General features: G+C 61.0%; 13 protein-coding genes. 4 read left to right on the plus strand and 9 right to left on the minus strand.

Features of this window, described 5'->3' with window-relative positions; all coding sequences use genetic code 11:
• Positions 1 to 48: 48 nt before the first annotated feature.
• Positions 49 to 915 (plus strand): glycosyltransferase family 2 protein, encoded by an 867-nt coding sequence (locus VJR68_RS07070; protein ID WP_324146951.1) that lies wholly within the window; start codon positions 49 to 51, stop codon positions 913 to 915.
• Positions 912 to 1,808: a DMT family transporter gene (locus VJR68_RS07075; RefSeq protein ID WP_324146953.1), complete on the plus strand. Its 897-nt coding sequence runs from the start codon at positions 912 to 914 to the stop codon at positions 1,806 to 1,808. The genes VJR68_RS07070 and VJR68_RS07075 overlap by 4 nt, the downstream gene beginning before the upstream one ends.
• Before the next feature lie 13 nt (positions 1,809 to 1,821).
• On the opposite strand, the gene VJR68_RS07080 is transcribed toward VJR68_RS07075, so the two are convergent.
• The 7 genes from VJR68_RS07080 to VJR68_RS07110 all read right to left on the minus strand — a co-directional run bounded on the left by VJR68_RS07080 (position 1,822) and on the right by VJR68_RS07110 (position 7,798).
• Complete coding sequence (locus VJR68_RS07080) at positions 1,822 to 2,376, minus strand: hypothetical protein (protein WP_324146954.1); 555 nt, start codon at positions 2,374 to 2,376, stop codon at positions 1,822 to 1,824.
• A 26-nt stretch (positions 2,377 to 2,402) separates the two neighbouring features.
• Positions 2,403 to 3,446: a lipase family protein gene (locus tag VJR68_RS07085; RefSeq protein ID WP_324146955.1), complete on the minus strand. Its 1,044-nt coding sequence runs from the start codon at positions 3,444 to 3,446 to the stop codon at positions 2,403 to 2,405.
• Positions 3,447 to 3,473: 27 nt separating this feature from the next.
• Complete coding sequence (locus VJR68_RS07090; RefSeq protein WP_324146956.1) at positions 3,474 to 4,139, minus strand: hypothetical protein; 666 nt, start codon at positions 4,137 to 4,139, stop codon at positions 3,474 to 3,476.
• 166 nt (positions 4,140 to 4,305) lie between these two features.
• Positions 4,306 to 4,791 carry a DUF2127 domain-containing protein gene (locus tag VJR68_RS07095; protein WP_324146957.1) on the minus strand — a complete coding sequence of 162 codons (486 nt, stop codon included), beginning with the start codon at positions 4,789 to 4,791 and terminating at the stop codon, positions 4,306 to 4,308.
• A 133-nt stretch (positions 4,792 to 4,924) separates the two neighbouring features.
• The gene (locus tag VJR68_RS07100; protein WP_324146958.1) at positions 4,925 to 5,410 is read right to left on the minus strand and encodes a DUF2127 domain-containing protein; all 486 of its coding nucleotides are present in this window, start codon (positions 5,408 to 5,410) and stop codon (positions 4,925 to 4,927) included.
• Between the two features lie 111 nt (positions 5,411 to 5,521).
• Positions 5,522 to 5,710 carry a YbdD/YjiX family protein gene (locus VJR68_RS07105; RefSeq protein ID WP_324146959.1) on the minus strand — a complete coding sequence of 63 codons (189 nt, stop codon included), beginning with the start codon at positions 5,708 to 5,710 and terminating at the stop codon, positions 5,522 to 5,524.
• 3 nt (positions 5,711 to 5,713) lie between these two features.
• Positions 5,714 to 7,798: a carbon starvation CstA family protein gene (locus VJR68_RS07110; protein WP_324146960.1), complete on the minus strand. Its 2,085-nt coding sequence runs from the start codon at positions 7,796 to 7,798 to the stop codon at positions 5,714 to 5,716.
• Positions 7,799 to 8,358: 560 nt separating this feature from the next.
• Between VJR68_RS07110 and VJR68_RS07115 the strand changes: the two genes are divergently transcribed.
• Entirely contained in the window at positions 8,359 to 11,616 is a 3,258-nt protein-coding gene (locus VJR68_RS07115; protein WP_324146961.1) for a YadA family autotransporter adhesin, read from the plus strand.
• 189 nt (positions 11,617 to 11,805) lie between these two features.
• Positions 11,806 to 12,345: a peptide deformylase gene (def, locus tag VJR68_RS07120; RefSeq protein ID WP_324146962.1), complete on the plus strand. Its 540-nt coding sequence runs from the start codon at positions 11,806 to 11,808 to the stop codon at positions 12,343 to 12,345.
• A gap of 93 nt (positions 12,346 to 12,438) precedes the next feature.
• Here the strand turns inward: def and VJR68_RS07125 are convergent, their stop codons facing one another.
• Positions 12,439 to 13,269, minus strand: a complete 831-nt coding sequence (locus tag VJR68_RS07125; protein WP_324146963.1) for an undecaprenyl-diphosphate phosphatase — start codon at positions 13,267 to 13,269, stop codon at positions 12,439 to 12,441.
• 342 nt (positions 13,270 to 13,611) lie between these two features.
• Positions 13,612 to 15,573, minus strand: coding sequence for a S1 family peptidase (locus tag VJR68_RS07130; RefSeq protein WP_324146964.1), 1,962 nt, complete (start codon positions 15,571 to 15,573; stop codon positions 13,612 to 13,614).
• Positions 15,574 to 15,702 lie beyond the last annotated feature (129 nt).

The following is a 15,702-nucleotide window of genomic DNA, read 5'->3' on the forward strand; positions in this document are numbered from 1 at the left end:
AGCCGTTTGATTTCGTAAGATCGCAAATCCGGAATCTACCGCCCGATCATGTCCGCCCTCGATCCCGCCAAACCGCAAGTCAGCGTCATCATCGTCTCGGCCGATAGCGGCCCGAGCCTGCGTGACTGCGTAAAAAGCGTGCTGGCATGTACGACGCCGCTCGAAGTGCTGCTGATCGACAACGCCTCGACGGACAGCATTCCGCAAGCGATCGCCCGTGCGCGCGAAAGCGATCCGCGCTTCAAGGTGATCTACAACCACGCCAACCTCGGCTTCGGTCCGGCCATCAATCGCGCTGCCGCGCAAGCGCATGGCGAAGCCTTGCTGATTCTCAACCCGGATTGCCTGATCACGCAGGATGCCTTGCAGCGCCTGCTTGACGTGCTGACGAGCGAAAAGAAAGCCGGCCTGGTGGGTGCCGTGGTCTGCGATGCGCAAGGCGTGCCCGATCCAGCGTCATTCCGGCGTGATCCCGTGCTTGGTCGCGCACTTGCCACGCTGCTTGGGCGCAAGGGCGGCGTGAATGCGCAGAACGTGCCGGATCAAGTCGTCGAAGCCGAAGCCGTTTCCGGCGCGGTGATGCTGATGCCATTGCGTGTGTTCGAACTGCTGCACGGTTTCGACGAAAACTATTTTCTGCATTGCGAAGATCTCGACCTGTGCCGCCGCGTGCGCGATGCAGGTTGGCGCGTGCTGCTTGCCGGCGACGTGCGCGTCTTGCACGGCAAGGGTGGCTCGAGCCGGCATCGTCCGGTGTTCGTGAGCTATCACAAGCATCGCGGCATGTGGCGATGGTTCCGCAAGTTCGATCCGGCATCACGCAATCCGCTCACTGCCGCGGTGGTGTGGCTGGGCATCTGGAGCCGGTTTCTGCTGAAAGTCCCGGGGCAGTGGTTGCGGGCTGCTCGTCGATGAGCAATACATCGCGTATCAGCTTGCTGGCGACCGTGGGTCTGCTGGTCATGACAGCCGTGTGGGGCTCCACCTTCGTGCTGATCAAGGGTGTGGTCGATCGCATGCCGGTGGCGGATTTCCTGGCCGTGCGCTTTATCGTTGCGGCCATCGCCATGTTCGCGTTGTTCCATCGCCACGTCGCGCGGCTGGAGCGTCGGCAGTTGTTGCGCGGCATGGTGCTGGGCGTGCTTTATGGCTGCGGACAGTTGCTGCAGACCTGGGGCCTGTCACTGATTTCGCCGAGCGTCAGCGGCTTCGTCACCGGCATGTATGTCGTGTTCACGCCGATACTCGCCACCGTGCTGTTGCGCCAGCGCATGCCGGTTACGGTATGGCTGGCGGTTGCGCTGGCTACGTTCGGCCTGGCGCTGCTCTCGCTCAACGGCCTTTCGGTGGATCTCGGCGTGTGGCTGACGCTCGCTTCCGCGTTGCTGTATGGCTTGCATATCGTGGCGCTGGGGCATTGGTCGCGCGCGGACGAAGCGTTCGGTCTGTCTGCCGTGCAGATGGCCATGATCGCGCTGGTTTGCCTGCTTGCTACGGCGGGTCACGGCGGTCCGGTCTTGCCACCGGATCGCAGCGCGTGGATCGCCGTGCTGTACATGGCGCTGATTGCCGGTGCCGGCGCGATGTTGATGCAGACCTGGGCGCAAGCCCATTTGCCTGCGACGCGTGCGGCCATCGTGATGACCACCGAACCGGTTTTCGCCGCAGGCTTTGCCGTGGCGTTCGGCAGTGACGTGCTGACGTGGCGTATGCTTTGCGGCGGCGGGCTGGTGCTTGCAGCCATGTATCTGGTGGAACTCATGCCGCGACGCGAGCCGCCGGCAGAGGCGATTCATCACGAGGTGTGAAATGGATGGTCGTCTATCGCGGCTTGACAGGTAAATAATCTCCGTAGCGTTTATCAGCACGATCCACTCGCGCACAAAGCCGGCCATCGCACAGATTTACATCCGCCTGATTATAGGCGCGCATCAAGTTGGCTTCGATTTGGTTTTGCGCCATCACGTCGCGGTAATGCCATAGCAAACTGCCGCCGGCGACGACCACCAGCAACATGGTCGCCAGTACCCCCGCCACCAGCCAGCGCAGCTTGGCGACGACTGTTGTCATGCGTTCCTGCGATTGCATAAGTGCATGCGTGACAGCATTGACACGGTTGATGTTGTCGATGATTTCCCGATTGAAGCCATTCAGTGGCTCGTGCAAGCCCTTGCATACCGCTTGAGAAGCATCAGCTGCAAGGCTGCTCAGCGTTTGTTGCGCGGCTTGGCGCAAGAGGTCAGGTGCGGCTTGTGTCGTCTGCTGCAAAGCATGTGTGGCCTGCTGATTGCTCTGCCTCAGCTCCTCGCAGAACTTCAGCAAACGCTGCATCACCACGCCGGTATGGGCCGTTTGTTTGGAGTCGTCCGTATACATATCTGCTCCTCAATGAAACCGTAAGCTCAAAGGCTCAATACCTTGGCATGGCTATGGGTCTGTTGCTGGGCCAATTGCTGTTGCGTCTGTTCCAATTGCTTCTCCAGCGCCAACTGGCGATCCTGCATCTCCACCCGCTCCGCCGCGTGCGCCCAGAATTCCCTGCTGAAATCGGTGTGGGCGATCTGATCGAGCGCGTTCCGGAAGGTTCTGTCATCGCCCATCTCCATCGCCTTGTAAAGGTGATCGACGATATCGTTCGCATTGGCATTCGCGGCCAGCGGTGCGAGCCGGTCCAACGACATATTCGGAGACACACCGGGCGGCATGTTTTCCACGCCACGGTGCTGAACGTCGCGCATGTACTCGGGCATGTAGTTGTGGTCGAAAATCGCTGCGGGGCGATTGTGTTCCTTCTCCCAGAAATTGGAGATGCCGTGTGCAGACAATACGGCCCCCACCTCGCCCGCGAGACCCAAGCCGGCGTGCCGGTGACGCTGGTAATCGGCGTAATCCATATGGTCCACCGTTTTGCCGATAGGCTCGGCCATCCACGACACCGGGTCGTGATACATGCGGTGATTGATGACGTGCTCCTCTGCCACGCGTACATCCATGCCCAGGTGCCGGGCCATGGTCGCGGCGCCGTAGGCGTTGAAGGTTTCGGCCTGGACGCCGAACATCGCCGCCTGCAGTTGGGCGTGAGCCCCGCCTAGCGAATGGCCGGTGGCACTGATATGGGACAACGGGATGTTATTGTCATGCGCGTAATCCAGGGTCGCGCGCATGGTCGCCGCCGCCTCCGGCCATTGCGTGGAGACGCCCATCATGCCCATGCTCTGATCGGCCAGGTAATCGTGGATATTGGATGGGTCGGTGCCCTTGTTGGCGGTGATCAACTGTTGGGCACTTTCGTCCAGAAAAACCGCGCCGCGATAATTGGTAGAAGAAGGCGGCGATACGTAAACAACTCTGTACCGGCCGATGTCACTCTCAACATAGGTGCCGACAACAAGGGGTTCGTACACTCTGCTCGAAAAAAAAGCGTTCTGCTCGGAGGGTAAGGGCATTTACGGATCCTGGGAGGTATGCCGGATCTAATGATTGGGATTTTTTGAACTATCGCGCGCCACGTCTTCGGGGTTCATAGGTGGCAAGAAGTTGTCGCGACTAAAGAATCCCGGCTGGTGTGGACGCATCGGCGCCGAATTCTCCAATACACGAATGGTGATAGGTACCTTTACGGTCCATGGGAAGTCAGGTGGAGGTTCATGCCAGCAAATATTGGGAGAGGCACTGACAAAGTTGCACGTTGTTTTGAACTCCATACCCGGAACAATCTCGTTCCATCCAACTGAGGTTGCCGCCTCCCATTTCGTGCTCCCATTGTGAATATGGGCGGCAAACAGTCCAAACTCCCAGTTACATGTCTCGCGGTTGTAGCGGTCCTGATAAACGGTGAAGTCGCCGTATCTTGGGTCTGAGCTTTCATTAGGAATGTCGAACTCCCCCTCTGGATAGACGAAATTACCCACCCACCAATTGGCGATGTATCCACATTCGCGCTGCTGATTCTGATAGTGCGCCGTCATCGTTATCGTAAAATTCTTGGCATCATCCGGATTGTCGAATTCCACCCGGACATGCACGGCTTCTTTCGGATGCGGGTTGAGCGGAGGAGGGCTGAGGTCTTTCTTCTTCTCCCCGCATCCAGCCAAGCACAATCCGAGCATGAGAGGCCAGCAGGCCAGACTCCGCTTCACTTTCTGGTTCTTTGTCCGGACCATCCCAATGAGGTCACTGTCGTTGTGTTGACCTGGTTTCTAACGCAGAGTCTTGCGCGGGGGAAGTCAGTGATTGCTGATGCCCTGTAGTCCCACGGCGGGGAGATGCTTCGATGCACCGCAAATGGTGCATCAAGTAAGTGACCTAAGCTTTCTTATGATGCGGCTGCATCGCAATGCGAATCAGATAAATCACAATCACCACATTGCCGATCAGCGCGCCGACTTTCAGCCAGTTGAACTTGTGGAACACTTCATACACTTCCACCGGAATCAACGAGCCGGTGGCGACCACGGTGAACCATTCCGCCCAGTGCTTGCGCAACCACAATCCGATGCCTTCGGTCGCGAAGATCGCGGCATAGACCAGCGCTACGATGCCGATGGCCATGAACTTGCTGGGCCCCATTTCCTGCAGCAATTGCACCAGGCGCCAGCGCATGCCGCTGCTGTCCTGCAGCGAGAGGTGTTCCAGTGTGTGTACCAGACGCTCGAAGTTCTGTTCCTGGTGCAGGCCGAACGCGACGAAAGCCACGCAGAGCAGGCACAGCGTCTTGATCACTTCGTAGACGGCGATCACGCGCAGGCCGAAGCTGTGGCTGGCTTCGATCTCGGAAACGGGCTTGGTCATGTGGGGACGCCCAGGGCGGTAGCTCGGGTGAAAGGGAGAAGTCTAACCGCAGGTGGTTACGGCAAGGCGATGCGGGGTATGGGCGCGGTTCTGCGTACGCTGCCGCATGGTACCTGGCGGCGAATGGGCAGACTTAGAGCTTGCGCCCGTGGGGTTGCATCGCAATGCGCACCAAGTAGATCACGATCACGATGTTGCCGATCAACGCCCCCAGCTTCAGCCAGCTGAACTTGTGGAACATCTCATAGGCTTCCACCGGAATCAGCGAACCGGTGGCGATCACGGTGAACCATTCCGCCCAGTGTTTGCGCAGCCACAGGCCTATGCCTTCCGTCGCGAAGACCGCCGCATAGGCCAGCGCCGCGATGCCGACGGCGATGAACTTGCTAGGCCCCCATTTCTGCAGCAATTCGACCAGCCGCCAGCGCATGCCACTGCTGTCCTGCAGCGACAGGTGTTCCAGCGTGTGCATCAGATGATCGAAGTTTTCGGGTTTGTGCAGGCCGAACGCGACGAACGCCACGAAGATCAGGCACACCACCTTGATCGCCTTGTACGCGGCGATGACGCGCAGCCCAAAAACGTGCCGGGCTTCGACGTCGGAAATGGGTTTGGTCATGTAAGGGCACCCATGGTCACGACTCGGGCAGCAGTTTGATGGTGGATATAAAACAAGGCCATGTCTTCATATGGACATGACCTTGTATTTCCAGCGTGACCAAAGGCAGGGTCAGCAGCAACGCCCGCCGGTACCCTTGTAGCGCGCCGTTTGCCGATCGCGGAAAAACTCGGCATAGGTGGGAATCTTGCGCTCCGGATGATGAGCGCGCAGATGCGCGACATACACGTCGTAATCCGGCACGCCGCAACTCAAGCGGGCGGTTTGTACCAGGCGCTGCCAAAGTTTGTGGAGTGTCATGGCTCAGCTGCTCCGGCTTGCCACGCTGGCCAGCGCGACGCGCGGTGCCTCGTGCGCCGTCGGTACGTTGCTGCGCACGGCCTTCATGATGGCGTGGAGGCTGAAGCCGAGCATGGTCAGCACCAGCAGCACGAACACGGCCGTCAACGTGGCGTCCACGCTGTTGTTGGTGATGATGCGCTGCATTTCGTTCAAGGATTTGGCGGGCGCCAGCAACTTCCCGGCATCCATCGCGTCCTGGTATTTCTGCGCGGCGGCGGTGAAGCTGATCGGACCGGTCAGTTTCTCGAAGCCGGCCGTGAGCGTGCAGATCACCAGCCACGCCGCGGGAATGCCCGGCACCCACGCGTAGCGCTCGCGCTTGAGTTTCACCGTGACCACGGTGGCCAACATCAGCGCGATCGCAGCAAGCATCTGGTTGGCGATACCAAACAATGGCCACAAGGTATTGATGCCGCCCAGCGGATCGACCGCGCCCTGATACAGGAAATAACCCCACAAACCGACGCAGATGGTGGTGGCCAGCACATTGCCGATCCACGATTCGGTGCTCTTCAGCGGCTCGTGCACGAGGCCGGCGATCTCCTGAATCATGAAGCGGCCCACGCGCGTGCCGGCATCCACCGTGGTGAGAATAAACAGTGCTTCGAACAGGATCGCGTAGTGGTACCAGAACGCCACCATGCCGTCGCCGGGAAGAATGTTGTGCAGCAGTTGCGCCATGCCCACCGCCAGCGTGGGCGCGCCGCCGGCGCGGCTGAGAATGCTGGTTTCGCCGATGTCTTTCGCCGTGCGCGTCAGCTCGTCGGGTGTGACGACGAAACCCCATTGGCTGATCACGCTGGCAGCGTGATCCACCGTGGTGCCGATCACCGCCGATGGCGAGTTCATGGCGAAATACACGCCCGGATGCAGCGATGCCGCGGCGATCAACGCCATGATCGCCACGAACGCTTCCATCAGCATGCCGCCGTAACCGACCATGCGCGCCTCGCCTTCATTCGACAGCAGCTTCGGCGTCGTGCCCGAGGCGATGATCGAATGCCAGCCCGATACTGAGCCGCACGCGATGGTGATGAACAGGAACGGAAATAGTTGACCCTGAAATACCGGGCCGGTGCCGTCGATGAAGCGCGACACCGCCGGCAACTGCAACTGCGGTGCGGCAAAGATGATCGCAATCGCCAACAGCAGAATCGTGCCGATCTTGAGGAAGGTGGACAGATAATCGCGCGGCGCCAGCAGCAGCCACACCGGCAATACCGACGCGACGAAGCCGTAGATGATCAGCAGCCACGCCAGCGATTTGGCGTCGAAGTCGAACCAGTGCGCCAGCTCCGGCGTTGCCGCGATGTGCGCGCCATAAGCGATGGACGACACCAGCAGCACCAGGCCGATCAGCGACACCTCAAGGATGCGTCCGGGCCGCAACCAGCGCAGGTACACACCCATCAGCAGCGCAATGGGGATCGTGCAGGCCACCGAGAACGTACCCCAAGGGCTATGCGTGAGCGCCTTCACCACCACCAGCGCCAGCACCGCCAGCACGATCATCATCAATGCCAGCAGGCCGAACATGGCCACCACGCCGGCCAGTGCGCCCAGTTCTTCGCGCAGCATGTGACCGAGCGAGCGGGCGTCGCGCCGCACCGACAGGCCCAGCACCATGAAATCTTGCACCGCACCACCCAGCACCACGCCGAACAGAATCCACAAAGTGCCCGGCAGGTAGCCCATCTGCGCTGCCAGTACCGGCCCCACCAGCGGACCGGCGCCGGCAATCGCGGCGAAGTGATGGCCGAACACCACCCACTTGTCGGTCGGCACGTAGTCCAGTCCGTCGTTGTGCAGCACCGAGGGTGGCGCACGGCTGGGATCCATCTGCAGCACGCGATGCTCGATGAATTTGCCGTAGAAGCGGTAGCCGATCAGGAAGATCGCCACCGCGGCGGCGACCAGCCAGATGGCGTTGACCGGTTCGCCGCGGCGCAAGGCAATTACGGCCAGGCAGGCGGCACCGATGGCGGCGACCAGCGCCCAGATGATCTTGCCGACGATACCGGTGGGCCTCACTGCGAGGGTTGCCATGAACGTTCTCCCGTTAGGACTTCATGCCACCACGCAGAGGGTTCCGGCAGCGCAACATGGCTGCGGCAAACAGTACTGTCCGACCCGCGCGGGCGCTCAGTTGCCGCTTAGGTTCGTCCTGTCAGCGCTGTGGGTCAATAGCTGATGCGCCGAGGATCTTGTCGCTGACGTTGAGTCATGGCGAGCAGCAAGGCGAGCGCCACAGTCTCTGTGAAACCAGTCATATCTGGCCGTCAGAACAGGATGGCACGCAGCCGTGCTTCGATCGAAGGCGAATGCATGCCGATGCGCGCATGCGATGGATGGATGTCAGCGCACCCATCATGACGTGTTGATCGCCTTGTCGTGTCAGCAAATCGGATGACATGAATTAGGTAATTTCCTAGCCATCGCGTGGGAATTAACTGATACGGCGCGCGATCATCGTTACCTAGCATCGTCTCGCACGTGTACGAATGGCCGTGCACGCCACGCCCCGCATCTGAAAACCCGGCTCGCACCATGAGCGGCCGGGTTGTCGGCATGCGCGCGACTATCACAGCGACAAAAAGGGAATCTGCGTGACCAAGCCTTACTCCACGAACAAACAGACATTGGCGAGCGCGTATTCGGCGGTGTCGGACAGCACGCTCGAAACCAGCAGGAAAACAACCGGGTCCAAATCGCTGTGGGCGTTGCTGGCGTTGCTGTTTGCGCCGGTGGAAACCGTGTCGGCCAGCCTCTACGTCAACGACGGCAACAGCGGCAACTGCTCGCAGATGCTGGGTTCGGGATTATTCGGCATCCAGATTCCGATCACCATCATCACCAACGCGGCATGCAACACGAGCAGCCTTTCCAGCTTGATCTCGGCAGGCGCGGCCAACGGCACGCTGGCACTCAACACGAACGGCGCATTCCTGATCGGCAATCTGCATGTGAATGGCGCGCTCGATCTCAACAATCACACGCTCAACAATCTTGCCGCGGGCGTCAGTACGACCGATGCCGTCAACCTGGGACAGCTCAGCGCCAGTGCCAGGGCGAGCGCGACCATTCTTGGCGGCGGCGCCGCCGTCAGCGTGGACGGCACCATCAGCGCACCGGCTTATGCAGTGCAAAGCGTGACCGCGCACGACGTGGGAACGGCGTTGTCCGCGCTCGATACAGGCATCCATGCGAACACCAACGCGATCGACCGACTCGGCACGAAGGTGCAAGCCGTCGGCGATTATTTCGCCAGCAACGGCATCGGCAACGGCACCGATAGCGCACGCGCCATTGGCGTGAATGCCACGGCCATCGGTCCGCACGCCAATGCGCAGGGCGTCGGATCGGTCGTGATCGGTAACGGCGCCAAAGACGGCACGGCGTCGGCGGCGACCGGTAACGCCGTGGTGATCGGCAACCATGCCCAGGTAACTACCGCGCTGGGCTCCACCACGACCACAGGTGCCATGGCGATCGGCGACTCTTCCTCTGCCTATGGCAATGCTTCCATGGCGCTCGGGCAAAACGCGGCAGCTCGCAACACCGAGAGCTTTGCCCTCGGTGCCAGCGCCAACGCCATAGGAACGGGTGCAACGGCGGTCGGCTACCTGGCTGCAACCGACGGCAACAACGCGGTGGCCATCGGCCGCAACGCCCACGCAATGGGTGTGGGCGCCACCGCCATTGGCTACGCAGCAACCACCAACGCGACCAACGCATTGGCCATCGGCAATGGTGCCAATGCCCAGCAGAACGACGCAATCGCCCTGGGTGTGAATGCCGTGGCGGATCGTGCCAACGTGGTGTCCATTGGCAGCGCTTCCTCGCAACGCCAGCTCACCTATGTTGCTGCGGGTACACAACGCACAGATGCCGTGAACGTCAGTCAGCTCACGCCGGCCCTCGATGCACTCGGTGCAACGTTGCATGTCGATGGCAGTGTCAGTGCGCCGACCTATACGGTGCAGAGCACGCCGGTGCCAGACGTCGCATCGGCATTGAAAGTACTGGACGATGGCGTGACCGCCAACGCGGCGAGCGTCAGTGGTTTGGGCGTCCGCATCGGCGCCAACGAAAGCGCCATCAGCGGTTTGGTGGGTGGCACCAGCGGGCTGGTGCAGCAAGCCGGCACGTCTGCGCCGATTACCGTCGCCGCAAGCTCAGGGGGCGGCGTGGTGGATGTGTCCGGTACAGCAGGCGATCGACGCGTCACGGGCGTGGCCGATGCGATGCAATCCAACGATGCCGTCAACCTGCAGCAACTGCAGGCGCTGCAGAGCCAGATCGGCGACGTCGGCGCCCTGGCCGTGCAATACGACGATGCCGGCAAAAGTGCCATCACCTTGGGTGGCGTGGGTGCTGGAGCGGCGGTGATGTTGCATAACGTGGCCAATGGTCAACAAGCCAACGATGCGGCGAACTTTGGGCAACTGATCGGCACTGCGCAAAGCACGGCCGGCGCACTTGGCGGCCATGCCACGGTGAATGCGGACGGCACACTGAGCGCGCCTGCGTACAGCGTGCAAAACCTTTCCGTGCAAGACGTCGGATCCGCGTTGAAGGTGCTGGACGATGGCGTGACGACCAACGCCGCCGATATCGGCGGCCTGGGCGTACGCGTCAGCGCCAACGAAAACGCCATCAACGGATTATTGGGCGGCACGAGCGGATTGGTGCAGCAGGCGGGGATATCCGCGCCGATCACCGTGGCTGCGACGTCGGGCGGTAGCGTGGTGGATGTGTCGGGCACGGATGGCGATCGCCGGATAACCGGTATCGCCGACGGCACGCAGAACAATGACGCAGCCAACGTCGGCCAGCTGAAATCCTTGCAAAACCAGCTGGGCGATGTGGCCGCGCTCGACGTGACGTACGACGATGCTAACCAGCTGTCGGTGACGTTCGGCGGCAAATCAGCCAGCGCGCCGGTGGCCGTGCACAACGTGGCGGATGGCGTGAGTGCTTACGACGCCGTCAATTATGGTCAGCTGGCCGGCTTGCAGCGCGCGCTGCAAGGCCAGATCGCCAACGTCGGTACGCAGATCGGCGCACTCGACCAGCGTGTATCGACGCTCGAAAGTGGCGGCAGCGTTTCACCGTTACCGGCTGCGGAAAATCCCGGCACGAATCCCGATTATTCCGGCGGCGTGACCGTGGGTAGCAACACCGCGACGGGCGATGGCAGTGCAGCGGCGATCGGCAACAACGCGCAGGCCGCAGGCGTGCACGGTACGGCGATCGGAAGCGATGCGTACGCGGCGAGCTATCACGGCACCGCTTTGGGTGGTAACGCCGTGGCGGCGAGCGACGGAGGCGTGGCCGTGGGTGCCCATGCCAACGTCGCTGCAATCGCAGGTACGGCGGTGGGCGAGGGCGCCACGGTCACGGCGGCCGCCAGCAACGCCGTGGCGATCGGTGCGGGCTCGGTCGCCACACAGGCGAATTCCGTGTCGGTAGGTTCGGCAGGCAACGAGCGCACCATTACGAACGTAGCGCCGGGCGTGGACGCAACGGACGCCGTCAACGTTTCCCAATTGCAGGCCGCGCAAAGCTGGGCACAAGGCTATGTGGACCAGCAGACCCAGGCCTTGAACGAGCGCATAAGCCGACTGGGGCGGCGCGCGGACGCGGGCGCGGCAGCCGCCATAGCGATGACCCATATTCCGCAGGCGTATGCGCCCGATCAAAGTTCACTGGGTGCCGGCGTGGGCAGTTTCCGCGGCCAGGCGGCCATCGCCGTGGGCATGTCGACAGTGACGCCCGGCGGCCGCTGGGTGCTGAAAGCGAGCCTCAGCAGTACTTCCCAAGGCGATATGGGTGTCGGCGCGGGCGCCGCGATGGTGTGGTAACGCCGCGTCTTCTTTTTCCTGATGGCTGTCATCAGATACCGGGCGCAAGCGCCCGGTTTTTTTTTGCGGCGTCACAATCCTGGCATGCCATGCCTTATCGCGATGGATTCATGCCGCGCTCATGCCTCACACTGGGTGCCTACGTAGAATTAATCACCGCATCCCTAAGCTTGGTGGCGTGAGGTTGGCATGATCCGTGAGATTCTCAAGATGGGCGATCCGCGCTTGCTGCGCGTTGCGCCGCCGGTTCCTGAAAGCATGATCGGCAGCGCCGAGCTCGATGCATTGATCGACGACATGTTCGAAACCATGCATGCGGCCGGTGGCGTTGGACTGGCCGCGCCGCAGATCGGCGTGGATCTGCAACTGGTGATTTTCGGTTTCGACAGCTCCGAGCGTTATCCCGACGCGCCGCCGGTACCGCAGACTATTCTGCTCAACCCTGTCATCACGCCGCTGTCGCAAGACATGGAAGAAGGCTGGGAAGGCTGTCTTTCCGTGCCAGGCTTGCGCGGCGCCGTGAATCGCTATTCGCTGATTCGCTATGAAGGCATCGATCCGAAAGGCGAGCGTATCGATCGCACGGCAGAAGGTTTTCATGCGCGCGTGGTGCAGCACGAGTGTGATCACTTGATCGGTCGCTTGTATCCCTCGCGCATTACAGACTTCACTAAGTTCGGGTTTACCGAAGTGCTGTTTCCTGGGATAGATCCGGCAGCGGACGATTAACGGAGCGCCGCGCAGGTTGGGGTGAGCGGAACGCAAACCCCAACGCTCTGTACCCGCATGCGGTGTTGGGGTTCGGCTTTGCCTCACCCCCACCTACAAAGGCTGTGGGTGCAGCAAGAACCAGCCGAGACATACCGCGCCTGCGATCACGCAATACGTACCGAACGATGTCAGGCGCCCGCGGCCTTCGAAATAGCTCATCAGAAAGCGCAAGCTCAGCCACGCTGCGATCGCCGTCAGCACACCGCCGAGCAAGGCGCTGCCTAGTTGCTCCGGTGCCTTGAACAGTTTCGGGATCTCCAGCACGCCGGCGGCGAGGATGATCGGCGTGCCGAGCAGGAAGGAAAATTCGGCAGCCTTTTCCTTGTCCAGGCCCGTGGCGGAACCGGCAATCATGGTGAGGCCGCTGCGCGAGAAGCCCGGGATCAAGGCACCGACCTGCGCCAAGCCAACCAGGAATGCTTGTCTGAACTTAAGCTTCTCCGGCGCCTTGTGCGGGCGCGTGCGCTCGAGGCGATCACCCAGCCACAGCAGCACGCCGTTGACGATCAACGCGACCGCCACGATGCGCAAATCCTTGAACACGAGTTCCAGGCGTTTTTCCAGCAGCAATCCGACCACGCACGCGGGAATCGTGCCGATGATCAGTGCCCGCATCATGTGCCCTTCATCGTTGTGACGCCCGGCCAACGATGCGAAGAAGCCGCGGATCAACGCGACCCAGCGATGGCGGAAATACCCCAGCAAGGCCAACGCCGTACCGAGATGCAAGGCCACCAGAAAGGGAATCAACTGTGGCGCGTGTTTGTCGATGTGCATGCCGAACAGCGCCGGCACCAACAAGGTGTGCCCAAGACTGCTGACCGGAAAAAGTTCGGTAACGCCCTGCAGCACGCTCAGGAAAATCAGAAACCACAAACTCACGCGTCGATCCTTATGGGGACATGGAAACGCCGGCCAAGCGAACCGGCTCGTCATTATCGGCGACGAAGATGATAGAAGTGCGAACGCAGCCAGCGACGAAAGGCTGACGACAGCGTCTGTTCTAATTCGGGATCGTAGTTGGGTCAGCGCAGCGTAACCCAACAAGTCGCGCGGAAATGTTGGCTACGCTGCGCAAACCCAAACTGTGCGGCTCACCACATATCGTCGCGCCGGCGGAAGCCGGGGCCTAGTGACTTTGCGGGTCCCAAAAGTCGCTGGATCCCGGCTTTCGCCGGGACGACGATTCCCGGTTTTTTGCAGTGTCCAAGCGACGGATCGGTATCAGTGCGATTTCACCTTGAACTGCTGCGTCAGCAGTTTCAGCTTCGCCTTCATCGCTTCGGGCTTGTGCGTTCCCTGCGTGGCGTAGAACGCGGTGTACAACTCGGATGCCGCATCGCCATCGGGCGCAGGAATCACCGCTGCGACATCCATCTCATCGCCGTCGGTGTACGGCACGCCATCGAACGGATGCTGCTTGTGCTGCAGCTTGCCCCACGCTTCCTTGAAGTTGTCGTCCAGATCCGAGCTGGGCGCGATGTGCCGCTTGATGCTGATGCGATCGGGATCAGTGATGTTCTTGCGAATCTGGATCACGCCCGTCTGCAGCGCAAACTTGCCGTGATCCTGGTAATAGCCGACACCCACCGAAAGCACGTTGTCCGCTGCAATCGGCTGCAGCGTGGATGGATAACTGAAGCTGATGCTGCTGGAGTCGTAGCTGAACTGCTTGCCGTAGTCGAAGCTGATGTGTGCGTCTTTCAGCACGTCCGGCAGCAGCGACGGATCGGCCAGGAATTCCTTCCACTGCGCCAGGGTGGCGCCGTAATCTACATTGAAGAAGTCAGTGAGCGCAGTCATGTCGGCCAGGCTGTCATGCGTGCTCATGGATGGCGTCATGCGCATCATGATGGCGTAGCCATCTGGCACCGGCAGAGCGAACACCGCCATTTGCGCGTTGATATATGGCAGCGACCATACCAGCACTTTCCAATGGCGTTGCCAGTTGTCCGTGTAGGTCGTGTTGCTGGCTGGATTGCCGAGCGAGGTGACCTTGATCTTTTCCGGGCCGACTTCGCGCGTCCAGAAGCCGGTCTTGAGGATGAGATCCATCATCTGCTTGGGATCGTTGTAGAACGTGGCCGCCTTCATGTCGTCAGGGCGGCGCAGATGGATCAGGAAGTTGTGGCCCACGTAACCGCCGGCGACGTAGCCGTTACCGCTCAGCGGTACACGGTTGAGTTCGTGCCCGGTGTAGGTCCATTGACCGCTGCGGTTGCGCACGATCAGCTCGGGAAACACGCTCAGTTCCGGTGTCTCGTGCAGGATATGGTTGGAGCCGGCGCCGTGCGGGAACAGATCGTTGCCCTGTTGTTGCAGCAGCTCTTTCAGCTCCTTGTCGCCCTGGGCGTAGAAGAGCTTGAGATACGTGGCGCTGAAGTCCTCGTAGCTCACCGGCAAGGGGAATTGCGCCTTGAACGTACCGGTCAACGTGTCTTCCACCACGTCGAGCTGGTAGGTCATGCGCTTGTCCATTACCGCCTGGCTGTCCGAAGCGTTGAGCACCTCGCCGATCGGCAGCGCATAGTTGAGGTTCTCGTTGGGTGATTTCATCAGCACCACGCCGATGACTTTGCCGTTCTGATCGAGCAGCGGACCGCCGCTGTTGCCGGGCGATGCCGCTGCGGAAAAGCGCATCCATTTCCAGCGGCCGTTTTCGTCTTCCGGCGTGTCGGAGGTGTACAGGCCGTCGCGAATCACCACGCCTGTGCCCAGCGCGTTGCCTACCGCATAGACCACGCTGTTCAACCCTGCCTTGGTGTTGGTGGCCAATGACGCGTTGCCTTTGGGCTGCTCCTTCAGCGAGAACATGACAAAGTCCTGCTGCAGGGAAAATTTCTCGATCTTGTCGATGGCATAGACATGGCCACTGGCATCGCGCAGCGCGGGCGCGCCGGTGAGATCGCCGATGGCGGCCATCAGCACGTGGCCGGCGGTAACGTAATGGTTGTGCCCGATGGCGAACGCCGTGCCGACCGAGAAATATTTGTCGGTGCGCTCTTCATACGGCAGCAGATCGAGCGGCAGCGGTTTTTCGTAGGTGAGTGGATCGTCCACCGCGCGCGGGATCACGACCTCGAAGGTGGCTGCATTGATTTTCGCTACCAGCGAGGGATCAGGACTGGCGGCGTAAGCGCGCTCCACCGAACCCAATGCAAGCACGGCCAACCCTACCGTCAACATCGCCCGACTCAAAAAAACGCAAGAATTTGAGACCGCTTCCCGAACCCGCCCATTCAACGTCCGCATACGTTCCCTCTTGAGGATTCCCCGATCGGCACATCGCCGATGTCCGCGCGTGATACTGACACA

It is taken from the genome of Dyella sp. (genome assembly GCF_035277725.1).
Lineage (GTDB): Bacteria > Pseudomonadota > Gammaproteobacteria > Xanthomonadales > Rhodanobacteraceae > Dyella_B.